At 37.2% G+C, this 24,327-nt stretch carries 19 protein-coding genes; 9 read left to right on the forward strand and 10 right to left on the reverse strand.

From position 1 onward, the window contains the following. The first annotated feature begins 22 nt into the window (after window positions 1-22). Window positions 23-550, forward strand: a complete 528-nt coding sequence (gene secM / locus GWI97_RS08820) for a secA translation cis-regulator SecM (RefSeq protein ID WP_036934966.1) — start codon at window positions 23-25, stop codon at window positions 548-550. A gap of 100 nt (window positions 551-650) precedes the next feature. After that, a complete protein-coding gene (gene secA, locus GWI97_RS08825) occupies window positions 651-3,359 on the forward strand; it encodes a preprotein translocase subunit SecA (protein ID WP_036934964.1) in 2,709 nt (902 codons plus the stop codon). 95 nt (window positions 3,360-3,454) lie between these two features. On the opposite strand, the gene GWI97_RS08830 is transcribed toward secA, so the two are convergent. The 4 genes from GWI97_RS08830 to GWI97_RS08845 all read right to left on the reverse strand — a co-directional run bounded on the left by GWI97_RS08830 (window position 3,455) and on the right by GWI97_RS08845 (window position 10,584). Further along, window positions 3,455-3,667, reverse strand: coding sequence for a hypothetical protein (locus GWI97_RS08830; RefSeq protein ID WP_115370726.1), 213 nt, complete (start codon window positions 3,665-3,667; stop codon window positions 3,455-3,457). A gap of 22 nt (window positions 3,668-3,689) precedes the next feature. Beyond that, on the reverse strand, window positions 3,690-3,857 hold the full coding sequence (locus GWI97_RS08835; RefSeq protein WP_158482375.1) for a hypothetical protein: 168 nt from the start codon (window positions 3,855-3,857) through the stop codon (window positions 3,690-3,692). 274 nt (window positions 3,858-4,131) lie between these two features. Continuing rightward, entirely contained in the window at window positions 4,132-8,865 is a 4,734-nt protein-coding gene (gene hpmA / locus GWI97_RS08840; protein ID WP_161751910.1) for a calcium-independent hemolysin HpmA, read from the reverse strand. Between the two features lie 33 nt (window positions 8,866-8,898). Then, window positions 8,899-10,584: a ShlB/FhaC/HecB family hemolysin secretion/activation protein gene (locus GWI97_RS08845; protein ID WP_036934960.1), complete on the reverse strand. Its 1,686-nt coding sequence runs from the start codon at window positions 10,582-10,584 to the stop codon at window positions 8,899-8,901. An 830-nt stretch (window positions 10,585-11,414) separates the two neighbouring features. Between GWI97_RS08845 and tnaC the strand changes: the two genes are divergently transcribed. From tnaC to mutT, 4 genes are all read left to right on the forward strand, one after another. After that, window positions 11,415-11,519, forward strand: a complete 105-nt coding sequence (gene tnaC, locus GWI97_RS18595) for a tryptophanase leader peptide (protein ID WP_071788547.1) — start codon at window positions 11,415-11,417, stop codon at window positions 11,517-11,519. A 113-nt stretch (window positions 11,520-11,632) separates the two neighbouring features. Beyond that, on the forward strand, window positions 11,633-13,036 hold the full coding sequence (locus GWI97_RS08855; RefSeq protein WP_036934959.1) for a tryptophanase: 1,404 nt from the start codon (window positions 11,633-11,635) through the stop codon (window positions 13,034-13,036). Window positions 13,037-13,109: 73 nt separating this feature from the next. After that, a complete protein-coding gene (locus GWI97_RS08860; protein ID WP_036934958.1) occupies window positions 13,110-14,360 on the forward strand; it encodes an aromatic amino acid transporter in 1,251 nt (416 codons plus the stop codon). A gap of 107 nt (window positions 14,361-14,467) precedes the next feature. Then, on the forward strand, window positions 14,468-14,860 hold the full coding sequence (mutT, locus tag GWI97_RS08865) for an 8-oxo-dGTP diphosphatase MutT (RefSeq protein ID WP_103004915.1): 393 nt from the start codon (window positions 14,468-14,470) through the stop codon (window positions 14,858-14,860). 77 nt (window positions 14,861-14,937) lie between these two features. On the opposite strand, the gene yacG is transcribed toward mutT, so the two are convergent. The 6 genes from yacG to ppdD form a co-directional block, all read right to left on the reverse strand. Further along, window positions 14,938-15,150 carry a DNA gyrase inhibitor YacG gene (gene yacG / locus GWI97_RS08870; RefSeq protein WP_036934954.1) on the reverse strand — a complete coding sequence of 71 codons (213 nt, stop codon included), beginning with the start codon at window positions 15,148-15,150 and terminating at the stop codon, window positions 14,938-14,940. Between the two features lie 54 nt (window positions 15,151-15,204). Next, window positions 15,205-15,957, reverse strand: a complete 753-nt coding sequence (gene zapD, locus GWI97_RS08875) for a cell division protein ZapD (RefSeq protein WP_036934952.1) — start codon at window positions 15,955-15,957, stop codon at window positions 15,205-15,207. Further along, the gene (coaE, locus tag GWI97_RS08880; RefSeq protein ID WP_036934951.1) at window positions 15,950-16,573 is read right to left on the reverse strand and encodes a dephospho-CoA kinase; all 624 of its coding nucleotides are present in this window, start codon (window positions 16,571-16,573) and stop codon (window positions 15,950-15,952) included. The genes zapD and coaE overlap by 8 nt, the downstream gene beginning before the upstream one ends. A gap of 233 nt (window positions 16,574-16,806) precedes the next feature. Then, entirely contained in the window at window positions 16,807-18,006 is a 1,200-nt protein-coding gene (locus GWI97_RS08885; RefSeq protein ID WP_087803201.1) for a type II secretion system F family protein, read from the reverse strand. Further along, window positions 18,003-19,103, reverse strand: a complete 1,101-nt coding sequence (locus tag GWI97_RS08890; protein WP_202609406.1) for an ATPase, T2SS/T4P/T4SS family — start codon at window positions 19,101-19,103, stop codon at window positions 18,003-18,005. Before GWI97_RS08890 ends, GWI97_RS08885 begins: the two co-directional genes overlap by 4 nt. Window positions 19,104-19,196: 93 nt before the next feature. Next, window positions 19,197-19,640: a prepilin peptidase-dependent pilin gene (gene ppdD, locus GWI97_RS08895; RefSeq protein ID WP_036934945.1), complete on the reverse strand. Its 444-nt coding sequence runs from the start codon at window positions 19,638-19,640 to the stop codon at window positions 19,197-19,199. Between the two features lie 211 nt (window positions 19,641-19,851). On the opposite strand from ppdD, the gene ampD reads away from it, so the two are divergent. From ampD to aceE, 3 genes are all read left to right on the forward strand, one after another. Further along, entirely contained in the window at window positions 19,852-20,421 is a 570-nt protein-coding gene (gene ampD / locus GWI97_RS08900) for a 1,6-anhydro-N-acetylmuramyl-L-alanine amidase AmpD (protein WP_036934943.1), read from the forward strand. Between the two features lie 301 nt (window positions 20,422-20,722). Further along, complete coding sequence (gene pdhR / locus GWI97_RS08905; protein WP_036938889.1) at window positions 20,723-21,493, forward strand: pyruvate dehydrogenase complex transcriptional repressor PdhR; 771 nt, start codon at window positions 20,723-20,725, stop codon at window positions 21,491-21,493. Window positions 21,494-21,656: 163 nt separating this feature from the next. Continuing rightward, window positions 21,657-24,323, forward strand: a complete 2,667-nt coding sequence (aceE, locus tag GWI97_RS08910; protein ID WP_036934942.1) for a pyruvate dehydrogenase (acetyl-transferring), homodimeric type — start codon at window positions 21,657-21,659, stop codon at window positions 24,321-24,323. Window positions 24,324-24,327 lie beyond the last annotated feature (4 nt).

Consider the following 24,327-nt stretch of genomic DNA (forward strand, 5'->3'; position numbering starts at 1 on the left):
AATTAATGAGCAACGAAGGTTAATGAGCATTATAAGTTTTTGGCGACAGTTTGGCAGGCGATATTTTTGGTCGCATCTGCTTTTAGGGATGGTAGCAGCAGGTATTGGAATACCTTCGCTGTTGTCTGCCCATGCCGAAAATCCACAACAAACAGATACACCTTCCTCACAGAATCGCCAGAGTCAGGCACTTATTGCGTTTGATAACCTATTTTTACGTCAAAGTGTACAGAATCCTGCCTCATCCTTCACCTTTAATTACTGGCAACAGCACGCAGTAAAAAATGTCATTAAACAGCTTTCTTTTGCATTCACTATTAATTCTCCTGAGTTGATGGTAAAGGCCAAAGATGAGCCGTCTCCTGTTTCTCATGTTGCAGAGGTCATGCTTGATACTCTGTATGCTTTATTGACAGACACGTCCTCAACAGCATTAACCCATTTACCGCTTTCTGGCTATACTTTAGCACAGAGCACCACTTCCTATCATACCGGATTATGGCTTGCACAAATCCGCGGGATCCGCGCTGGACCTTACCTAACGGCTTAATTGAGTCATATAATCTAATAAGATTATGATTATCTCTGTTAAAACATAAAAACAGAGGCTTTTTTCGGCGTTTTCACGCCATAAATGAGAATAAAGATTTATGTTAGGTAAAATTGTAACCAAGATTTTTGGTAGCCGTAACGATCGTACTATCCGCCGTATGCGCAAAGTTGTTAATGAAATTAATAAACTTGAGCCAGAATTTGAAAAACTGACAGATGATGAGTTAAAAGCAAAAACGAACGAATTTCGTGAGCGCTTAAAAAAGGGTGAAAAAGAAGAAGATATTTTACCCGAAGCGTTTGCAACTGTGCGTGAAGCCAGTAAACGTGTCTTTGGTATGCGCCATTTCGATGTGCAGTTAATCGGTGGTATGGTACTGAATGAGCGTTGTATTGCAGAAATGCGTACCGGTGAAGGTAAAACATTAACCGCAACATTACCTGCATACTTAAATGCACTATCAGGTAAAGGGGTTCACGTTGTTACCGTCAATGATTACTTGGCACAACGTGACGCCGAAAATAACCGTCCTCTGTTTGAATTCTTAGGTTTAAGCGTTGGTATCAACTTGCCGAATATGGCGCCACCAGTAAAACGCGAAGCCTATAATGCCGACATTACTTACGGTACGAACAACGAATTTGGTTTTGATTACTTACGTGACAACATGGCATTTAGCCCACAAGAGCGTGTTCAACGTAAATTACACTATGCATTAGTGGATGAGGTTGACTCAATCTTAATCGATGAAGCGCGAACACCACTGATCATTTCAGGCCCAGCAGAAGACAGTTCTGAGCTTTATATCCAAATGAATAAAGTGATCCCTCATTTGGTTCCTCAAGAAAAAGAAGACTCAGATACTTTCCAAGGTGAAGGTGATTACTCTGTTGATGAAAAAACACGTCAAGTGAATATCACAGAACGTGGCCTAGTTAAAATTGAAGGCTTATTAGCAGATGCTGGCATGATGAAAGAAGGTGAGTCTTTATACTCACCGGCGAATATTATGTTAATGCACCATGTGACTGCTGCATTACGTGCTCATGCGCTGTTTACCAAAGACGTTGACTACATTGTTAAAGATGGCGAAGTTATTATTGTTGACGAACATACTGGTCGTACAATGCAAGGTCGTCGCTGGTCTGATGGTTTACACCAAGCGGTTGAAGCCAAAGAAGGTGTGAAGATCCAAAATGAGAATCAAACATTAGCGTCAATCACATTCCAAAATTATTTCCGTTTATACGAAAAATTAGCAGGGATGACCGGTACTGCGGATACTGAAGCGTTTGAATTTAACTCTATCTATCGCTTAGAAACTATTGTTATCCCAACTAACCGCCCAATGGTACGTAAAGATCTCCCTGACTTAGTTTATATGAATGAACAAGGTAAATTTGCTGCCATTATCGAAGATATTCGTGAACGTACCAAGAATGGCCAACCTGTACTTGTTGGTACTATCTCAATTGAAAAGTCAGAAGAAATCTCTAATGCGTTAACGAAGGCCAATGTTCACCATAACGTGCTGAATGCGAAATTCCACGCAATGGAAGCTGATATTATTGCTAACGCAGGTTTACCTTCTGCCGTGACTATTGCAACTAACATGGCAGGTCGTGGTACTGATATCGTGTTGGGGGGGAGTTGGCAAACTGAAGTGGCTAAACTTGATGAGCCAACAGAAGAACAAATTGAAGAAATCAAAGCGAAATGGAAAGAGCGCCATGACGCAGTATTAGCTTCAGGTGGTTTACATATCATTGGTACTGAACGTCATGAGTCACGCCGTATTGATAACCAGTTACGTGGTCGTGCGGGTCGTCAAGGTGATGAAGGTTCTTCTCGTTTCTATTTATCTATGGAAGACTCTTTAATGCGTATTTTTGCTTCAGATAAAGTATCTGGCATGATGCGTAAATTAGGTATGAATGAAACCGAAGCGATTGAGCACCCTTGGGTAACTAAAGCGATTGCCAATGCACAACGTAAAGTAGAAAACCGCAACTTTGATATTCGTAAACAATTACTTGAATATGATGATGTAGCTAATGATCAGCGTCGTGCAATTTATACTCAACGTAACGAATTACTTGATGTAGCAGACGTCAGTGAAACTATCGACAGTATTCGTCAAGATGTCTTCACTACGATGATCGATAACTATATTCCACCTCAATCACTGGAAGAAATGTGGGATATTGAAGGGTTAACTGCATGTCTACAAAAAGATTTTGATTTGAATTTACCAATTAAAGAGTGGTTAGATAAAGAGCCTGAGTTACATGAAGAAACATTACGTGAACGTATCCTAGAAAAATCGATCGAAGTTTACAAAGCAAAAGAAGAAATCGTTAGTGCTGAAATGATGCGTAACTTTGAAAAAGGCGTGATGTTACAAACACTGGATTCACTGTGGAAAGAGCACTTGGCAGCGATGGATTATTTACGTCAAGGTATCCACTTACGTGGTTATGCACAAAAAGATCCGAAACAAGAGTACAAACGTGAATCGTTCGCTATGTTTGCTAACATGTTGGAATCACTGAAATATGAAGTGATAAGCACACTAAGCAAAGTCCAGGTTCGTTTACCAGAAGAAGTTGAAGAGTTAGAACGTCGTCGCCGTGAAGAAGCCGAGCGTCTAGCAAAACAACAGCAATTAAGCCATGAAGTGACAAAAGAGTCTCAAATGTCAGCGGTAGATGGTCAAGTTGCGGCGGGTAAAAAAGTAGGACGTAATGAGCCATGCCCTTGTGGATCGGGTAAGAAATTTAAGCATTGTCATGGTCAATTAGGTTAATTTATCTGTTGATAATAATGGTTATTTAGCTTTTCGTTGAATAAGAAAATCCCGCTTAATAATAAGCGGGATTTTTTATTGTTGATAGAAAAAAACTAAATTGAAGAGTGCAAATGTGAGAGATGAGTTTTTGTTTTTTGACTTTCAGATCCCGATCCGGGCTCGATTAATCCTGCAATAATGGGGCAATCAGGATTGTTATCACCTTGGCAATCTTTGACTAAATGTTCTAATGTTTTTGTCATTTGTTGTAATTCTGCAATCTTACAATTGAGCGCTTCAATATGGGAGAGCGCAATAGATTTCACATCTGCACTGGCGCGTTCTCTGTTATCCCACTAAGCGAATAATTTGTGCCAAAACGGTATTTGAACCGACTTTAGTGACGTTAAAGCTAAAAGCTCCTGTTTTATTAATTGTACCACATGAAGCACATGTCATTCCTTCTACAGGTAAACTCAGTCGGTTGGCAGAGGACAACGTTGTCTTCGTATCCATTAGAATTCTCCTCTTAAATAGGGTATGAAATTAAGCTTAAACTTTACCATTAGGGGAAGGTCAAGGGTTATGCATTAATTTATTTTTTACAGTTTTAATGGCTATTTTACTTTTAATTCAAATAATTATGTTTATTTGAGTGTTTTTAGAATATGTAAAAATTGTGAATTTATGGGAAAAGAAGAGACTAAAATAGAGAGATAAAAACCCCGCTTATTATAATAAGCGGGGTGGCTTACAAAAGAATAGGCATTACTCTTTCATAAAGTATCTATTATTTTTCAGAAATAGAGGATTTTGTGTTTACAGTTTCATTGACTTTAATCGGTGATTTTAATGATAAATCACCGCTTGAAAGTTGTTTCACTAAATCAACAGCTGATGATTTCAGATCAAGATCTGCACCCGCTTCGTAATGGTGACCTTCAATATTATTTAATTGAACGTTGCTACCGCCTAAATCAATCTGGCCTTGTTCGCTTTTTACTTCAGCACCTGTAAGTTTAGTTGTGCCACTGACATTTAATGAAATGTCATTTTTGCTTGTTAAGGTTGTAGTTTCGGTAACTGCATCATTGTCAATATGAGAGACCTTGATATCGGCATTGGCGGTATGACCTTCTGCGCCAGTGACAATATTTTTAATACCATTACCGACATAGTTAACACCGTTGTCAATTTTAGCTTTTGTTTCGCCACTGATACCGGTTTTATCTGCGATACTTGAAGAGAGTGAATTATATTTATCAGAAATAACATCTGTTGCAGATTTAATTCCTGAATCAATAGTCTCTTTGATCGTATTTTCTAATAATGATCCACCCGCTTTTGCTGTTTTATCAACTTGGCTAGATTCAGGATCATTGTTGTGGTTATAGCCTACATTGACATCAACACTGACATGGCGATCGCTGTCTTTTTGGCTAGTCACTGTAAAGTCACCACCAACATGGCCTGTTACGTTATCTGCAGAAACATTAGCACCCGAAAGAGTGAGGTTTTTATCACTGTTTACGGTTAATGTTCCTGTTTCTATAACCGTGTTTTGATGTGTGGATTTTTGTTGATCTTCAACATTTACCAGTACTTTACCACCAATATTATGGATAGAAGAGGTTGGATTTTCTTCAGTCACTTCTTTTGGTGTGGTATTGGTTTGTTCGCCATTTAAGGCGATATCGACACTCCAATTATTTTTGTAATCTGTAGATTGTGCTGATGTCAGCGTAGTATCACCAGATTGGGAGGTTAATTGTGTCTCTTTACTATTAACTTTAGTGCCTTGAAGATTAATAGAGCTACCATTAACTGTTAAATTGCCTTGGTTGGTAATTGTACCACCTTCACGAGATACTGTTTTCTCATCTTGTTTACCGATAGCAAATTCAGCACCACCTAATCCACTGATAGAAGACGATTCTTCGCCTGCTTTCTGACCAAAGCCCGCTTGTAATCCACCTGATAAATTTTTACCTGTTTCAGTGCGTTGAGATTCAGTTGCTTGGAAATCAACCTTGTTAGTTGCGGTTAAAGCAACATCGTTTTCACTGGTAATATGAGTACCTTGTAACGTCAGATTATGACCTGAGTTTAGCTCGATACCTTGGGAACCATTCACAGATCCCGCTTGTGCTGTTGTTTGATCTTTTTGATGATTTGCACCACCTGCTTTAAAGCCACCACCATAATCTTTACTGTCTGGTGTTGTACCTACTTTTAGGTTTGCACTACCATTTACGCTATTCTGGCTTTCAGTATGAGTATCTGTTGCTTGTGCAAGCGTTAAATCTCCCCCAGCGTTAATGACAGTTTTACCATTTTGAGCGTCAAACTTAGCACCTTCATAATGTGCATCTTCACGCACATTAATATTGATATGACCCGCTGAGTTAATTTGGCTACCTTCGGCTTTTGCTATGGTTAAGCTAGTGTCAGTGGTTTTACCTTCACCTTTAATGGCTACAGTAATGTCATTGCCTGTTTTGGTGCTGACACCAACTTGACCACCACCAGTTGTTTCATGGAAAGATACTTGGTGTTTGTTTTGCGTAGCTTCACTGGTATGTGTATTTGCTGTTAGCGCAACATCACCTTGCGTTGATTGATAATGAGTTCCTTGGTCATGTAAGGTGTTATTGCTGTCAGTGTTGATTTTTCCGGCAGTAATAGAGGTTGAAACTGCTTGGCTATCGCTTTGTGACTTCTGGCTTCCTCCACCTTTTACACCAACGTTAACGCCTACATTAGGTGCTTCTAAGCTACTTAAGTTAGCAAGATTACTAATGGCATCTTTAAAAGTGACTTTTTTCTCAATACCTTTGTTGCTGTCTGGATTAGTAACATCAACACCATCTTCAACGGCTTTCTTAATTGGTTTAGTGACACCGCTATAATCAAGATTAACACCTACATCAACACCCACATTTAAGGTATCTGTTTTAGAGATTGCACTGTCATTGACGGCAAGGTGATTGATATTTTCACCCGATTCTTTATAAGCACCATCAACTTTGTGTGATGCGCCTTGGTGCGTTACATCTTTGTTTGCTGTAATTGTTAAATCACCTGCAACTTGAGTTTCGCTACCTTTATTTTTGGTGATTTCGGTTGTTGTATGCTGTTTGTCATATTGGAAATCAGCTTTACTACCGATTTTATCGACACCACCGGTATAGCTAAAGCCACCCGAAATGGTTCTATCTGTACTGTCAGTCTCTTTTTTGTTTTCTGTTGAAACAAAAGCAACATTATCACCAGACACCGTGGCATTACCTGCCGTTGTTTTTAAATCAGAACCAGCAAAAGTGACATCTTTATCTGCTTGAATTTTAACACTGCCACCACTAAGAGTAGAGCCGACTTGTTCAGTCTCTGTACTATTGTTCTTATTGGATGTATGAGTGATATGAAAACCAGCACTATATTGCTTATCTTCAACTTCTTTCGCATGACCAGTGATTTCTAAGGATGTTTTTTCATCATTGATTTTTGTGGTTTGCTGTGCTGATTTAACGTTGATATCACCTAAAGATTCAATACCTAATTCTTCAGCACTTTTAATTAAGCTACCGATGACATTGACATCTTTCCCACTGACAACGGTTAACTGTGCATCAGACACTAATTCACTGCCGGTTGAAAGTTGTTGATTAGTCTCGTTTTTGTGAGAATTCTTAGTAATGTTAAAAGCTGTACCTGTACGTTCATCAGTTTTTGTGATGGTTTCGCTAATTGCATTATCAATAACAACATCACCTTGGGTCGTTTTAACAAATGCCCCTTGGTTGCCTTTGACTTGGCTTCCGGTGATTTTGACACTATTCTCTGCGGCTAGTAACAGTTGCCCATCTGCAGTTAATTGTGTTGAATGGCTGACTTCTTGTTTATTGTTATTGTTCTTATTATTACCACCGCCGATACCACCCCAAACGACATGATTGTCAGTTACGGTTTTATCATTATTGGTATTTTGAACATTAAGATTGATGTTCTCTTTAGCATTAACAATAACATTCTCATTAGAATGTAATTTTGCACCTTGGGCAGTAACAGAGCCTTCAGCATTTAAACCTAGTGTTTTACCCGCAGTCAACTCACTGCCTTTTAAGGTTTCTGTTTGATGGCTATTGCTCCAGCTACCGGTTTCTAAGCGAGAAGTATGGTTACGCTTGTAGCCATTTTCACTGCGATTTTCTTTCTCAACTAATCCGTTGATATTAATATCTTGATTAGCATTAATTGCCAGTGTGTTACCCGCATTAACTTTGGCCCCTTCAAGTGTTACATCACCTTGAGTTGCCGTTAATGTTGCACTATTTTTGGCATCAATATGGCTACCAACTTGTTGTACGAGTTCTTTTTCTTTAGTGACATCATACTGCCAAGAATAGAACCAGCGATTGTCGGTATCAGTCTCTTTTTGTTGTAGCTGTTTTCCATCAACAGTTAAATGAGCGCCTTGTAATAAAATATCATCACCCATTAAATCAGAGGCTTTGATTTGATTTTTATTATCAGCCACTAATGTGATGTTTTTACCTTTTAACTCTGTTTTTGTTAGAGTTTGGCTTGAACCACTATTATTAACTGCGATACCACCACGGTAATTTTGGTAGTTTTCACTGCCATCTTTATCGAAATTATCGAAACGAAATTGTCTATCTGTTTGAATATTATCAGCTTTTACGCTTAGTTCATTATCAGCAACAAATTTACCCGTTAATTTAACACCACTTCCTTCTGCGGTATTAATAATACGAATACGGCCAGATTGCATACTTCCGAAGAAATAGCTATCTAATGCAGAAGTTGGTTTTTGTGATGAAAGAATATCAAAACGTTGAGAGAAGGTGTTTTGTCCTGTTAACGCTGAAATTTCAGCAGCAGTTATTTTTCCTTTGCTATCAATACGTGGTGCTATTAGATCTAAAAGACCTGGTGCATATAAACCGTTTTTACCAATAGAAAGTAAATTCGTGTTATTAAGCGTGCTATATCCTTTCAACTGACCGTTTTCAAACAGTGGATTACCTACGACTAAAGAAGAGCGACTGGTATTAATAAATCCACAACCATCGCAGGTGATGCCATTTGGGTTAGAAAGGACATATTCCGCAGCAATACCAAAGACTTCTTGCTGACCTAGTAAAAATGATGGGTTACGACTAACAACTTCATTTAAAATTAAAGAGGCGGCTTGCCCATTTAAATTACTATTGGCATTTAATTGCCCTGCTAGCTGTGATTGTCCAGCTTCTAAGGCGTTATTAAAAACAGCGCCAGGTTTGCCTACATTAAAATCTTGATATTGGTTGTGAGAAATACCTTCACTATTTGGTGTAACGATATTAATGACTTGAGTGCCACCATTGACAGATGAAACATTCGGTCCTTGATTGCCCGAATCAGGAACAATACCGCCAGCATATGCATTTAGTGAGACGAAAATAATCGCTAAAGATGCAGCAAGCCTACCCGAAGGAGAGAGCTTGAAGTTTTTTGAGTTCATAGAGTTTTCTCCGTTTATTGCTATGAGTGTGGATCAAAATAAATATGAAAATCTAACTAACACTTGAGTAGGGTCTTTGGTTTTATTGGAATTCGTTTGGTTGTAAAGCAAATGCCCCTTAGCGACATCGATATCAAATTGTGCTTTTTGATATTGAAGATTTAAGCCCGAACTTAGCCCATAGCCACTACGCCATCCTTCATAGTTGCCATGTTGTTGAACACGACCTGCATCTAGGCCAATTCGAGGGGTGATTGAAAAGGTGTTTATTCGATAAGGATAAGAAAGAGTATTACGTAAATAACCTCCGTTATCCCCGGAAAGAGTGCTTTGATCAAAACCACGGATCGCATTTTTATCGGTTAAACTGAGCCATTCAACACCGGGTAAGGTGTCAGGGCTATATTGACCAAAGAAAGCGCTGTTGAATAAAAATGTAGAATCTGACAATGAAAAACGGTGTTGCCAATTGGCAAAAAGCTTAACTTTTGTAAAGCGATAGTCATTACCATTGCCATTAGCAACACGTGGTGATTCATCTGCACCAAACCAACTAATGGCTTTTTCTGCACTTAAATTAACACTCACAACGCCGTTGGGGATAATGTGTAAATGGTTGATACCGAGCTCTACAGTTGTGAGTGCAGGGCTACTTAGATCAAGACGTATTTGACTGAAATAGTTACGTATCCGTTTATGAGTTACCTGCATGTTTAAGGTATCTATCTGTTTTTGACTACGATAAAAAGCGTAATCCCCCCTTAAACCCACTTGTGTGGTATTACCGGATAAGCGTACGGTGCGTGTTTGTAATGCCTGATGAAACTCATACTCCGAATAGCTACCAAAAGTGCTGAATGTCAATGCACCATAAGGTAAAGAATAGAGTAGAGTGTAAGCGCGGTTAAAGCGTGTGTTTGGGTTGTCTGTGGTGATGCTGGCATTGACGCTGACAAAATCGGATAATCCCAATGGACTGTCTAAGCTTGCATTAGTACGAACTAACCAGCGCCCTGAGTTTTTCTGTCCATAATTATCACTCGAAACATTCAAATGCCACGGTGCTTGGCGTTGATTGGTGAGCTGAATAATAGATCCACCCAATTGTGTACCTGGTAATATATCCAGTTTAACTTTATTGGATTGCAAACGGTTTGCTTGATCCAGACCTTGATCAAGTTTTGATAGCTTTAGAGGCTCGCCTTCAACTTGAGGGAACAGTAACGTCGTGTTAACGCCTCGGTCACCACCTTGTATTTTTTCAATGAAACCCTCGATAACATACAATCCAAGCTGTTGCTCTTCATTAGGACGTAAAAATTGTATTCTGGCAGTGATATAACCATGTTGAAGGTAGCGTTGGGTTAACTCTTTGACTAAACGGTTAATGTCAGCACTTTTAATACATTGCTCTGGTAATGGTGATAGTGCATCAAGATCTTTATCATTAAGCAAAGTAATGCCTTGAACATAAACACCATTTATAGGTAAGCAATGCTCTGATTCAGTAATAAGTGTAGGCGGGGGTGAGGCATCTAATGTGTTTTCTTGGAGTTGTTGATAGCGATTTTGTTCTATCAGTTGATTTATTTCACGTTGGCTATCTTGTAACGCGCGTCGCGATTCTCCCATTGAGCCTAAATAATTGGCATCATTTGCTGTTAATCCACTGGCTGAAAACCCACTTAATAGTGTTAATAAAATAACTTTTTTTCTCATTTTACCTCAATATAAAGGTATTAATTCAAATATAAATAATATGGCTTAAATATAGCAAGATAATAATTAATGTTTTTATATTATCGTTAATTTGAAAATAATAAATACCGGTCACTCTCAATATGAAAAGAAATTAAAAATCGATGAAATAAAGATAAATTTCCATTGGTTTTAATATAAAATATCGACATAACTAAAATGATTAATGTTGGGAGTAGTATTAATCAAACAAATGATTTAATTGAATTTTACCTACCGTATTGATTTTCATGGTTATAATCTAGAGTGTTATTTTTTTCTCCTGTCTAAACTAACATCAATTTTTCTATATTTATTCACAGTTTTTTATTTTTTATAAAGAAAAGAAAAATAATGAGAGGAGGTTCTAGTAAATAGAAAATGAAAAGTTAATCCCTTTTCATTTGTTATTTATAAGTTTATTGATGTTGTATTATGAAATAAAAATTTCATGAATTATTATTTCATTTTAATGAATAAAAAAAGGTTTATAAAAGTAAAAATATCATGTCTTTATTGTTAAGTGATTAATCATGATAAAAAGTAAGTTTATTGAATTTTCATTTTAAGATTATGAATATGTAATTTAAATACAAGTATTGACACTTAATGATATCAATAAAAATTACAAACTATAAAAAATAATTTATTGACGAATTAAAGAAGTGATTGTGATCACGTTAATTCATAATGAAAAAGTAAATAATGTGATTTTTGTCCGAAATATACTATTGTTATATTACTAATTTAGTTTAACTGTTATATAAATTAGCATGTAAATTGTACTATTTCCTGACGATAAGGGTTAAAGTATGTTCTCATCATTTAATGTTTTGATAATATTAAGAGGTTTCTTCAGATTGAAGAAATGGTTTAATATTGATTCTGAACTCGCCTTCTTCTTTCCTGAAAAATAATCCTTTTTTATATCTATCCAAAATAAAGTAATACTCTTTTCTCATTTTTTAAATGGGAAGACTATTTTATTTATTTTTAATTTTATAATTTAATATATATTAAAGGTATTATCATGGCTAAAAGAATCGTAGAACCATTCCGTATTAAAATGGTAGAAAAAATTCGTGTTCCATCAAGAGAAGAACGTGAAGCTGCATTAAAAGAAGCTGGATATAACCCATTTCTATTACCGAGCGATGCTGTTTATATTGATTTATTAACAGACTCTGGTACTAACGCAATGAGTGATCATCAGTGGGCAGCAATGATTACAGGTGATGAAGCTTATGCGGGCTCAAGAAACTATTATGATTTAAAAGACAAAGCCAAAGAGTTATTTAACTACGATTATATTATTCCTGCTCACCAAGGGCGTGGTGCTGAAAATATTCTTTTCCCAGTATTATTAAAATATAAACAAAAAGATGGAAAAGCGAAAAACCCTGTTTTTATTTCTAACTTCCATTTTGACACAACAGCTGCACACGTTGAATTAAATGGCTGTAAAGCCATTAATATTGTAACTGAAAAAGCGTTTGATTCAGAAACTTATGATGACTGGAAAGGCAATTTTGATATTGCTAAATTAAAAGAAAATATAGCTAAACATGGTGCTGATAATATTGTCGCTATTGTTTCAACAGTGACCTGTAATAGTGCTGGAGGTCAGCCTGTTGCAATGGATAATTTAAAAGAAGTTTATGAAATTGCCAAACAGCACGGTATTTTTGTTGTGATGGACTCAGCGCGTTTCTGTGAAAATGCGTATTTCATTAAACAGCGTGATCCTAAATATAAAAATGCAACCATCAAAGAAGTTATTTTGGACATGTATAAATATGCTGACGCTTTAACCATGTCAGCGAAAAAAGATCCATTGTTAAATATTGGTGGTTTAGTTTCTATTCGTGATAATGAAGAAATATTCACGTTAGCAAGACAACGTTGTGTACCGATGGAAGGCTTTGTCACATATGGTGGTCTGGCGGGCCGCGATATGGCGGCAATGGTGCAAGGTTTAGAAGAGGGAACAGAAGAAGAGTATCTGCACTATCGTATTGGTCAGGTACAATATTTGGGGGATCGTCTCCGTGAAGCGGGTATTCCAATTCAATATCCTACAGGAGGCCATGCGGTTTTTGTCGATTGTAAAAAATTAGTGCCACATATTCCTGGTGATCAATTCCCAGCGCAAGCTGTAATTAATGCGCTTTACTTAGAGTCTGGTGTTCGCGCTGTTGAAATTGGTTCGTTCTTATTAGGTCGTGACCCAGCGACAGGTGAGCAAAAACATGCAGATATGGAATTTATGCGTTTGACGATTGCTCGTCGTGTTTATACAAACGATCACATGGATTATATTGCTGACGCATTGATTGGTTTAAAAGAGAAGTTTGCAACACTTAAAGGTCTTGAGTTCGAATATGAACCACCTGTATTAAGACACTTTACTGCTAGATTAAAACCAATCAAATAAAATAATACTCCACAATAATAATGGCTCTCGTGCAATGCGAGAGCCCTATCCTTATTTCAGTAAGGACTAAAAAATGGAAAATAAGTCGGTAAATAAAGAACCCTCAATTATTGTAGGGGGATTTGTGTTGGGTGGCGCCATGATTGGCGCAGGCATGTTCAGCCTACCAACAATTATGTCTGGTGCTTGGTTTATTAATTCACTTTTTATTTTATTTATTGTCTGCTTCTTTATGTTTCATTCTGGAATTTATATTCTTGAATGTATATCGAAATATGGCACAGGAACAAACTATTTTCATATATCGAAAGAATTATTACCTAAATGGGCGTGTTATCTGGCTAATGCATCATTAATATTTGTATTATATATATTAATTTATGCTTATATTTCTGCTGCAGGGTCGATAATTCATGAAGCTTCATTATTGTATGGCATTAATCTGAATCTTAGAGTGATATTCTTTGTATTTACGATAGTGCTTGGTGCAACAATATGGTGGGGAGGGGCTTGTGCAAGTCGTTTAACCTCAATATTTTTATTTATTAAGATTGTTTTATTTGTATTAGCATTTTCTGGATTGTTCTTTAAAGCAAGAGGTGATTTATTATTTAGTGCAACTTTTGAAGGTAAAAGTCAATTATATCTTTATCCCTTTATTTTTATCATTATTCCTTATGCTATTACCTCTTTTGGTTATCATGGTAATGTTTGTAGTCTTTATAAGCTTTATCATGAAAATGAAAGAAAAGTAGTAAAAAGTTGTGTTATTGGTTGTGTCTTAGCTTTGGTTATTTATTTACTTTGGATGATTGGCACAATGGGGAATTTGCCTCGAGAGCAATTTATTACAATTATCCAAAAAGGCGGTAACTTAGATGCTTTTATCGATTCTTTATATACTGTATTAAATAGTAAATATATTGAAGGTTTTTTATTATGGTTTTCTATTAGTGCCGTATTCTGTTCATTTTTAGGGGTAGCGATTGGTCTATTCGACTATATTTTAGCGTCACTAAAATTTGAAGATAACAAAACAGGGCGCTTAAAATCGGGTATTCTATGTTTTACTCCACCTTTACTATTATGTTTACTTTTCCCTAATGGTTTCTTAATTGCGATTGCTTATGCGGGAACGGCTGCTTGTATATGGGCAATTATTTGCCCAGCAGTGATGGCACTGAAAGCGCGTGAGAAATTTCCAAACTCAGGTTTTAAAGTATGGGGGGGGAAAGGATTAATTTATGCTGTTATCGCTTTTGGTGCTGTAGGTATTATTTGCCAAACATTAGCACAGTTTGGATTCTTACCTATTTATCGTTAATTTATCAAGATAATCAAGGAAAAGAAAACCAGAGTCGCGCTATTGGATATACGTTATAATAATATTAAGTGGTTATAATAACTGGACTATTCAATAGGTTGTCTATAATGGATAAAAAAAAGCTACATATTGCTGCGGGTATTATTTGTGATCAACACGATAATGTCTTTATCACTCAACGCCCTTTAAAATCACATATGGGGGGGTTTTGGGAATTTCCAGGTGGAAAATTAGAAGATAAAGAAACCCCTGAGCAGGCGTTAGTGCGGGAATTACAAGAAGAGATTGGTATTGATGTAACACAGTACTCGCTTTTTAAAACGGTAGAGCATGATTTTCCAGATAGGCACATTACATTATCTTTTTTCTTAGTGACACAATGGGATAATGCGCCCTATGGCAAAGAAGGGCAAGATTCAAAATGGACGTCTATTGCCTCATTAAATGCTGATGATTTTCCGCCTGCTAACCGCACTATTGTGGCGTTATTACAAAAGTAAAAGTATATAAATTAACGCAGTTATAAATAAAATAGCCACTCATTGGAGTGGCTATTTTTTTATGTCCATAATGAGCATTAAAAATCTTTAGGTTCAGGTTGCGGCGTTTCACTCCAGTCATCGCTATCATTAATATCGCTTTGGCTTGGAATACGCTTTGATTCGTCAGCCCATTCACCTAAATCAATCAGTTGGCAACGTTTGCTACAAAAAGGGCGATAAGGGCTACTTTCATTCCAAACAACTTCTGTTTGACAGGTTGGACATTTTACAATTAATTCTTCGCTCATTATCTCTCCTCGATTTCATTGGCGCGATAGGTGTTCATATTAATAAGCACAATGTTAGCAACAAGCAATCTCAAAGGGTAGTTCTAGCGGTATTGTTCCACTTTCACTATCAAGTGGTAAGAAGCGGATCGCGTAACGATTTTTGTGACCAGAGACTTGAGGGTAAATCTGGTGGTCAATAGCTATCTTAATACGTAGTAGTTCGCCTTCTTCAGCACTGTCTTGGTAAAAACCACGATGACTTAATGCAGGTTTAAATGTATCTGATTGGCGAATGAGCGTTAATAAGCTATTTAATGCATTTTGTAATGGTAATAAGCCTGCCTTCCAACTGTGTAATTTTTCGTCACGGATGGTTTGAGGCAAACTTAACCACAAATGTAATGCTGGCACATCGAAATTACAGCATCCGCCTGGAATACTTAGGCGCTGTTTTACCAAACTTATCACTTTATCTTGTTTTAAGTGCTGGCCAATTCGTGGAGCTTGACTTAAGACGGCGGCATTTTCGGACAATTCATTAATAATTTGAGTTACAATCTCTTTATCAACATTTGGAAATGAAAGCCATTGTTGTAATTTTTTTTGTCTTTTTTCTAATTCTTTAAGCAATTCAGCTCGAATTTCACCACGATCAAGTACTTCAATAAATTCTGATATCGCACGGAAAAAAGAGAGTGCAGTGGGTAACGAATCAATTGCATGAAAACTGTTAATTTGAATCAATGAGTTTTCAATTCTAAGCCATGAACGCATTTTTTCATTAAGGGGATGTTCGAAGATGATTGTTGTGATGTCATCACTCATGGCAGTTGTCCTGTAACGCTTGTTGAGCTAATTCTAAGTAATGCTGATGGAGTTGCTTAACTTTCCCAATTATATTTTGGCTATTATCGTGATTTTCAATAATATCATCAGCGACGGCTAATCGTTCTTGTCTTTGAGCTTGCGCTTTTAAAATATTGAGCACTTGCTCCCGACTTACGCCATCTCGTTTCATCGTTCTTGCTATTTGTTCTTCTTGTGTGACATCAACGACAAGAACACGAGAGGCTAAGTGAGTTAATTTATTTTCAATTAATAAAGGAACAACCCAAATAAAATATGGAGTTTTAATTTGTTGTATTTGCCTTTGGGTCTCTTGCTGTATCAAGGGGTGAAGAAGATTATTGACCCAGGTTTTTTCTTCATCGTTTTGAAAAATAATCTGGCGTAGATGGGCTCGGTTTAAGGAGCCATCAGGTAATAGAATACTGTCACCAAAATGCTGGTGCAATGCATTTAGCCCGAAAGAATGAGGCTCTACCACTAATCGAGCAATAACATCCGCATCAACAAGAGGTACACCTAATGAGGCAAAAGCATTGGCAATAGTGGTTTTACCACTCCCTATTCCACCTGTAAGAGCAACCGTATAAGCCATTGTGTTTATCTGTTTTTAATGAATGAAAATTTACTATTAGCCTGGGTATTCTAAAGCCTAAATTTGTTTTTATCGCAAGATAATAACCGCAATATTTAGGTTTTATTCGGTTATTATGATAGATGATTTTCTGCTACCCTGACACCTTAGCTCATAATCAGTAAGAGAATTATCATCAATCAATTACTTAGCGAGAAAACTCACAATAGCATATTACTCATAAAATTTGTGATTCATTGTATAGTATCACCTAACTGTAATATAGGAAGATACATTGCTATGATTAATGTACCAACAATCAATGCAATTATCGCCATTAGTAGCGGTTCTAACCATGTACTGATTGTATTTAACTGCTCGTCAAGTTGTTGATAAAACCAATCACTTAATTGCTGACAAAAATAGAGTAACTGCCCTGAATTCTCTGCACAAATGATAAATTGATAGCAAATAGGGGGGAAGTAAGGCTTGTTATTCATAAATGAACTTAATGACTTTCCTTGTGTAATATGCTCACTCATTTGTAAAAGTAGGCGTTTATAAATAGGATGTGTGAGTTGCTCAATAATAATCTTTAAGCCTTGCAATAATGGTAGCCCTGCTTGTTGTGTAATACTGATTATCTGAAAAATAAGATAGAGTTGATGGTTTTTTAATAGGGAACCTAAATAAGGTAGATGAAGAAAGGTTGCTTGTTCATAATAATAAAAGAGCGGTGAATAATGGCGAATAAAATGATAAAACAACATTAGCCCAATAAAGAAAATGACCATTATCACAATATAGTTAGAAAACCATTGTGAGAAAGCAATTAGTGCTAATGTTAAAGTGGGAAGTTCTGTATTAAATGCGCCGTATAAAGATTGATATTCAGGTAAAACATATAGCAACATAAGACTAGTAATAGAAAATAAAATAACGAGTAAAAAAAATGGATATTTAAACGCTTTTTTTATTTTTTTAATTACCTCTTGTCGCTTTTTTAATTGTACGATTTGAAGTGTAATGACTTCATCTAGTTTTCCGCTTTCTTCACCAATAAAAATAAAACGTACTAATGAAAGCGGGAAATAAACAGGATAACGGCTTAATTGTTTTGAAAATGTGCCACCTTGCATTAAGTTAAAAATAATATCGTCTAACACACATTGCCAATGAGTATAACGACACTCATTTTTTAATAGCGTTAAAGCTGGCAGGAGTGCTAAGCCGGAGTGAAGTAATAATGCGAGTTGTTCAAGTAATTGAATACGATATTTTTTATCACTTTCTTGAAATATTACGATTTTGTATAAGCGTATTCTTATGGGGGTTTTTTGTTGCTGTGTTAATTTAATAAAGGCTTCATTACTTGATGATGCGAGAATGTTTCCTGAGCACCATTCATGTTGATAGTTTAATGCATCGTAACAATAAATTTTCTGTAATCTCATTTAATATCTCCCAGTGTTTGATAAACTTCCTCAAGTGTTGTTATTCCTTGTTTAATTAATAAAAGACCTGAATAGAGTAAATTATAGGGAGATGCATGTGTGTGTTTTGTTGGTTCAAAACAGTCATAGATTGCTGTTCTGCCTTTATAGCCAGAGCAACATTGTTGACAACCTATTGCTTGCCAGTTCGGTAATTCAATAATTTCTTCCTTGATATTAATCTGTTTCTTATTGGGTAAGCAGGTTTTACAATGTGGACATAAACAACGCACTAATCGCTGTGAAATAATCAAACTGATACAAGAGTGAATAAGATCTTTTGCAATGCCTAAATTGTGTAATCGCATTAAAGTGGCGCTGGCGGAATTAGTGTGCAAAGTGGATAAAACAAGGTGGCCTGTTTGTGCTGTTTTTATTGCCATTTCAGCAGTTGATGGATCGCGAATTTCGCCCACCATTATAATATCCGGATCTTGACGTAAAAGTGCGCGTAATATTGTGGTAAATGAGATCCCGGCTTTTTCACAAATTTGAATTTGATTAACCCCATTTATCGGTAATTCAATGGGATCTTCGACACTATTTATATTGCGGTTATCTTTATTTAAATAGTGTAAGCAGCTATATAATGTCAGTGTTTTTCCACTTCCTGTCGGCCCTGTAACTAGGATCATTCCTTGCGGTAAATTTAAATATTTTTTTAATAAAGCTAAGTGAGAAGATTGAAAACCTAAATGATTTAATTCGGGTTGCTGTAAATTATTGATAAGCCGTAAAACAACTTTTTCACCATAAAGTGTGGGGAGTGTTGCTATTCGTATAGAGTATTCTTTTTCATGATAAAACCAATTAAATTGTCCATCTTGAGGTAAGCGTTTTTCTGCAATATTTAAGTTAGCCAATATTTTTAAACGTGTCACTATTTCTTTCGAAAACTCATTCGGAGGAGGAGAAAATAAATATAAATGGCTATCTATTCTGGCCCTAATTCTAAAATTGAATTGTTGAGGTTCAATATGTAAATCAGAGACACGCATTAAAATGCTATGGCGTAATAGATGTTCAATAAATTCTGTTGCTGAGTGTGTGATATCCATTATTCACCTTTTATATTTATTTTATTAGTGTTGTCTTATGTTGTTTAGAGTAAGGAACATTCAATGTGAATGCTCCCTAATATCGACAACGTATTAATGTGATTTGAATATTTCAGTACATTGTTTTTGTAACTTAGGATTATTTGCCGAGCATTGTGTTTTCCATATAGGAAGATAATCATCCGCGTTTTTTTCTAAAGACATTACAATGGAGAGGCCTTCAAGTTGTGCTTTGCCAGTTGCATTAATGACACCATTTAATACGGCTATTTCAGAAAGATATCGGCTTCGAAATTGTGGCGGCATAAATGTTGAGTCAGAATTACAATACCGAGGTTCGTTTTCATAACGACATAACTCAACAGCAGAACGATAAGGGGAGAGGGTTTGCAAAATATCGGTTAAAGCCGCTTTTTGGATATAACCTTGATAAGCTGGGATCGCGACAGAGCTTAAAATAGAAATAATGGCAATCACGATCATGAGTTCCATTAGGGTGAAACCATTTTCGGATGAGTGATAATTAAGTATGTTCATCTAGCATTCTCCTTGATTAATAGACACTAGAAGTATGAAAAAAAAGGACTTTATTTGCGAATAGATAAAATAAGCTTTGAGTAAAATATCGAAAAGAAAACGGAGATATACACATTTAGCCTTTATTATTGAGAGTAAATTCGCATTTATTGATGAATATGACTTAGACAAATTATTGATAATAACTAAAACACCGCAGAAGAGGGTTGATGTGAAAATTAAACAAGGTTGGCTTATTGATGCAAGAAAAGTGCCTTCACCGAATCATGATAAAAGGCCTGATGGTGAAGTTCCCTCTTTGCTGATTGTTCATAATATCAGTTTGCCACCAGGCGAATTTGGTGGGCCTTATATTGATAAGCTATTTACCAATACGTTATCCGAGCAAGACCACCCTTTTTTTAGCGAGATAATCGATTTAAGGGTGTCAGCTCATTGTCTTATTCGGCGTGATGGTGAAATTGTGCAATATGTGCCTTTTACCGATAGAGCGTGGCATGCAGGCGTTTCTTTATATAAAGGTAGAGAAAAATGCAATGATTTCTCTATTGGTATAGAGCTGGAAGGCACTGATAATTGTGATTTTACAACAAAACAATATCAGCAATTAGTCAAGATAACGCAATCGCTTATTGCTCTTTATCCTGCGATTAAAGAGAACATAACAGGGCATAGTGATGTTGCACCAAATCGAAAAACAGATCCAGGGCCTCATTTTGATTGGGATTATTTCCGAGGTTTGTTAACAGAACAACAGCACCAAAGTGAGTTGAAAAGGTAAGTATATTGCATTTTTATTCATTTAATAATTGCTGTCACGCTTCAGTTTGACTGTTTATGTGTTTAAAAAACGTTAAAAAATATATTTTTTAACGTTTCTGGATAATGAGATCTAGTTATCACTTTTGATGAATTTTTAAAATAATTTGTTAAATTTTGCAGGTTTTTATGATTTCGCTCAACAACTGTATGGACAGTTAGTGAATACTTTGTTACTTTATTATCCGTTATATTAAATTGGTATTACCAATTGACAACTCAATCACAAAGGTAATAGTTATCCAATAATGGTTTCCAGCAATATGGCTTATACAAAAATCCGCCAACCTAAGCTTTCTGATGTCATTGAGCAACAGCTTGAGCATCTGATTTTAGAAGGCACTCTGCGTCCAGGAGAGAAACTCTTACCTGAGCGTGAGCTGGCGAAACAATTTGATGTATCTCGCCCTTCATTGCGCGAAGCTATTCAAAAATTAGAAGCTAAAGGTTTTTTACTTCGTCGCCAAGGTGGTGGAACATTTGTTCAGCATAATCTCTGGCAAAGTTTTAGTGATCCTTTAGCTCAACTGCTTAGCGGACATCCCGAATCTCAATTTGATCTCTTAGAAACGCGTCATGCCCTTGAAGGTATTGCTGCTTATTATGCGGCATTACGCGGTACTGATGAAGATCTCGCTCGTATCAAAGCAAGTCATGATTGTATTTTGCAGGCTCATGAAAAGGGTGATTTAGTCGCTGAGTCTGAAGCCGTATTGCAATATCAATTAATTGTCACTGAAGCGGCTCATAATGTTGTTTTATTGCATTTATTACGATGCATGGTGCCTATGCTTGAGCAAAATATCCGCCAGAATTTTGAGTTTCTTTACACACGTAAAGAGATGTTAACGGCAGTAAGTGAGCATCGTAGTCAGATTTATCAGGCTATTATTAATAGAGAGCCAGAGGTCGCGCGTGAAGCTTCACATCGTCACTTAGCCTTTATTGAAGATGTTTTGTTGGACATGAGTCGTGAACATACTCGCCGTGAGCGCTCTTTGCGCCGGCTCCAACAACACCCTGATTTATTTTAGTAGCACAGATCCTGACCGCTGAGTCTGTACTACCTATCTCCCTGTCATTTTCAGGGATAGCGGTAATAACAGCAGGGTCTATCTTCCCGTCATATCAAATGGGTATAACGGGAAGATAGGCTCCCATAACCATTAAAAACAGATAACAGATAAGGAATACACCATGTCAGATATGCTGAAAAATGACGTGGATCCGATCGAAACTCGCGACTGGTTACAAGCGATCGACTCGGTCATCCGTGAAGAAGGTGTTGAGCGTGCACAGTTCCTGATTGATCAGGTATTAAAACAAGCCCGTAATGGCGGTCTTAATATTGCTTTAGGTGGCTCTGTACACAGTGATTATATCAATACCATTCCTGCTGAAGATGAACCCGCTTACCCTGGCAATCTGGAATTAGAGCGTCGTATTCGTTCTGCTATTCGCTGGAACGCAGTAATGATGGTTCTGCGTGCATCCAAAAAAGATTTGGAACTCGGCGGACACATGGCGTCATTCCAATCTTCTGCAACATTATATGAAGTGTGCTTTAATCACTTCTTCCGTGCGCAAAATGAAACTGATGGCGGTGATTTGGTTTACTTCCAAGGTCATATTTCCCCAGGTATCTATGCACGTGCATTCTTAGAAGGTCGTTTAACAGAAGAGCAATTAAACAACTTCCGTCAAGAAATTGGTGGTAAAGGCTTATCTTCTTATCCACATCCTAAATTAATGCCTGAATTCTGGCAGTTCCCAACAGTTTCTATGGGTCTGGGGCCTCTATCTGCGATTTATCAAGCTAAGTTCTTGAAATATTTAAATCACCGTGGCTTAAAAGACACAACTAAACAAACTGTTTATGCGTTCTTAGGCGATGGCGAAATGGACGAGCCAGAATCTAAAGGTGCAATCACCATCGCAGTTCGCGAAAAATTAGATAACCTGTGCTTCGTTGTTAACTGTAACTTACAGCGTCTTGATGGCCCTGTTACAGGTAACGGCAAAATTGTTAATGAACTAGAAGGTATCTTTGCAGGTGCTGGCTGGAACGTTATCAAAGTAATGTGGGGCGATCGTTGGGATGAGCTTCTGCGTAAAGACACTTCAGGTAAACTCATTCAATTAATGAATGAAACTCTGGATGGTGACTACCAGACCTTTAAATCTCGTGATGGCGCTTATGTTCGTGAGCACTTCTTCAACCGTTACCCAGAAACTGCCGCATTAGTTAAAGATATGACTGATGATGAGATCTGGGCATTAAACCGTGGTGGGCACGATCCGAAGAAAGTCTTTGCCGCATTCCAAAAAGCAAAAGATACTCAAAACAAACCAACTGTTATTTTAGCTCAAACCATTAAAGGTTATGGTATGGGTGAAACGGCAGAAGGTAAAAACATCGCTCACCAAGTTAAAAAAATGAACATGGATGGCGTTCACCATTTCCGTGATCGTTTCAATATTCCTGTTGCTGATGAGCAGATCAAAGATCTGCCTTATATTACTTTTGATAAAGAGTCAGAAGAATATAAATACCTGCACGCACGTCGTCAGGATTTAGGCGGTTACCTACCAGCACGTCGTCCACGTTTTGAAGAAAAACTGGATATTCCGACACTGGAAGATTTCAGCCAATTACTGGAAGAGCAATCTAAAGAGATTTCTACAACGATCGCTTTCGTTCGCGCACTGAACGTAATGTTGAAAAATAAATCTATCAAAGATCGCTTAGTGCCAATTATTGCCGACGAAGCACGTACTTTTGGTATGGAAGGCCTGTTCCGTCAAATCGGTATTTACAGCCCGAATGGTCAGCAATATACGCCTCAAGATCGTGAGCAAGTTGCTTACTATAAAGAAGACGTTAAAGGTCAAATTCTGCAAGAAGGTATCAATGAGCTAGGTGCAGGCGCATCTTGGTTAGCTGCTGCAACATCTTACAGCACTAACAATCTGCCAATGATCCCATTCTATATCTACTACTCAATGTTTGGTTTCCAACGTATTGGCGACCTATGCTGGGCTGCAGGCGATCAACAAGCGCGTGGTTTCTTAATCGGAGGTACGTCAGGTCGTACAACACTGAACGGCGAAGGCTTACAGCATGAAGATGGTCATAGCCATATTCAATCGCTGACTATTCCTAACTGTATCTCTTATGATCCGGCATTCGCTTATGAAGTTGCTGTTATCATGCAAGACGGTTTAGAGCGTATGTATGGTGATAAACAAGAAAACGTTTATTACTACATCACTACACTCAACGAAAACTACCATATGCCAGCAATGCCAGCCGGTGTTGAAGAAGGTATCCGTAAAGGTATCTACAAACTGGAATCACTGGAAGGCGCGAAAGGTAAAGTTCAGTTACTGGGTTCAGGCTCTATTCTGCGCCACGTTCGTGAAGCAGCACAAATCTTGTCTACTGAATACGGTATTGGTTCTGATGTTTATAGCGTAACTTCATTCACTGAACTGGCTCGTGATGGTCAAGATTGTGAACGTTGGAACATGCTACACCCATCTGAAGCACCACGTGTACCTTACATCGCTCAAATTATGAATGATGCACCAGCTGTAGCCTCTACTGACTATATGAAACTGTTCGCTGAACAAGTTCGTACTTATGTTCCAGCTGATGATTATCGCGTATTAGGTACAGATGGTTTCGGTCGTTCTGATAGCCGTGAAAACCTGCGTCACCACTTCGAAGTTGATACTTCTTATGTGATTGTTGCTGCATTAGGTGAATTAGCTAAACGTGGTGAGATTGATGTGAAGGTTGTTGAAGAAGCAATCAATAAATACAACATCAACCCTGAAAAAGTAAACCCACGTCTGGCGTAAGAGG

The sequence above is a fragment of the Proteus sp. G2300 genome (assembly GCF_009915965.1).
Classification (GTDB): Bacteria; Pseudomonadota; Gammaproteobacteria; order Enterobacterales; family Enterobacteriaceae; genus Proteus; species Proteus vulgaris.

Excerpts from the sequence above, each read along its gene's own strand:
- secM (WP_036934966.1), top strand. The coding sequence starts at position 23 with ATGAGCATTATAAGTTTTTGGCGACAGTTTGGCAGGCGATATTTTTGG.
- secA (WP_036934964.1), top strand. The coding sequence starts at position 651 with ATGTTAGGTAAAATTGTAACCAAGATTTTTGGTAGCCGTAACGATCGT.
- GWI97_RS08835 (WP_158482375.1), bottom strand. The coding sequence starts at position 3,857 with ATGGATACGAAGACAACGTTGTCCTCTGCCAACCGACTGAGTTTACCT.
- hpmA (WP_161751910.1), bottom strand. The coding sequence starts at position 8,865 with ATGAACTCAAAAAACTTCAAGCTCTCTCCTTCGGGTAGGCTTGCTGCA.
- GWI97_RS08845 (WP_036934960.1), bottom strand. The coding sequence starts at position 10,584 with ATGAGAAAAAAAGTTATTTTATTAACACTATTAAGTGGGTTTTCAGCC.
- tnaC (WP_071788547.1), top strand. The coding sequence starts at position 11,415 with ATGTTCTCATCATTTAATGTTTTGATAATATTAAGAGGTTTCTTCAGA.
- GWI97_RS08855 (WP_036934959.1), top strand. The coding sequence starts at position 11,633 with ATGGCTAAAAGAATCGTAGAACCATTCCGTATTAAAATGGTAGAAAAA.
- GWI97_RS08860 (WP_036934958.1), top strand. The coding sequence starts at position 13,110 with ATGGAAAATAAGTCGGTAAATAAAGAACCCTCAATTATTGTAGGGGGA.
- mutT (WP_103004915.1), top strand. The coding sequence starts at position 14,468 with ATGGATAAAAAAAAGCTACATATTGCTGCGGGTATTATTTGTGATCAA.
- yacG (WP_036934954.1), bottom strand. The coding sequence starts at position 15,150 with ATGAGCGAAGAATTAATTGTAAAATGTCCAACCTGTCAAACAGAAGTT.
- zapD (WP_036934952.1), bottom strand. The coding sequence starts at position 15,957 with ATGAGTGATGACATCACAACAATCATCTTCGAACATCCCCTTAATGAA.
- coaE (WP_036934951.1), bottom strand. The coding sequence starts at position 16,573 with ATGGCTTATACGGTTGCTCTTACAGGTGGAATAGGGAGTGGTAAAACC.
- GWI97_RS08885 (WP_087803201.1), bottom strand. The coding sequence starts at position 18,006 with ATGAGATTACAGAAAATTTATTGTTACGATGCATTAAACTATCAACAT.
- GWI97_RS08890 (WP_202609406.1), bottom strand. The coding sequence starts at position 19,103 with ATGGATATCACACACTCAGCAACAGAATTTATTGAACATCTATTACGC.
- ppdD (WP_036934945.1), bottom strand. The coding sequence starts at position 19,640 with ATGAACATACTTAATTATCACTCATCCGAAAATGGTTTCACCCTAATG.
- pdhR (WP_036938889.1), top strand. The coding sequence starts at position 20,723 with ATGGCTTATACAAAAATCCGCCAACCTAAGCTTTCTGATGTCATTGAG.
- aceE (WP_036934942.1), top strand. The coding sequence starts at position 21,657 with ATGTCAGATATGCTGAAAAATGACGTGGATCCGATCGAAACTCGCGAC.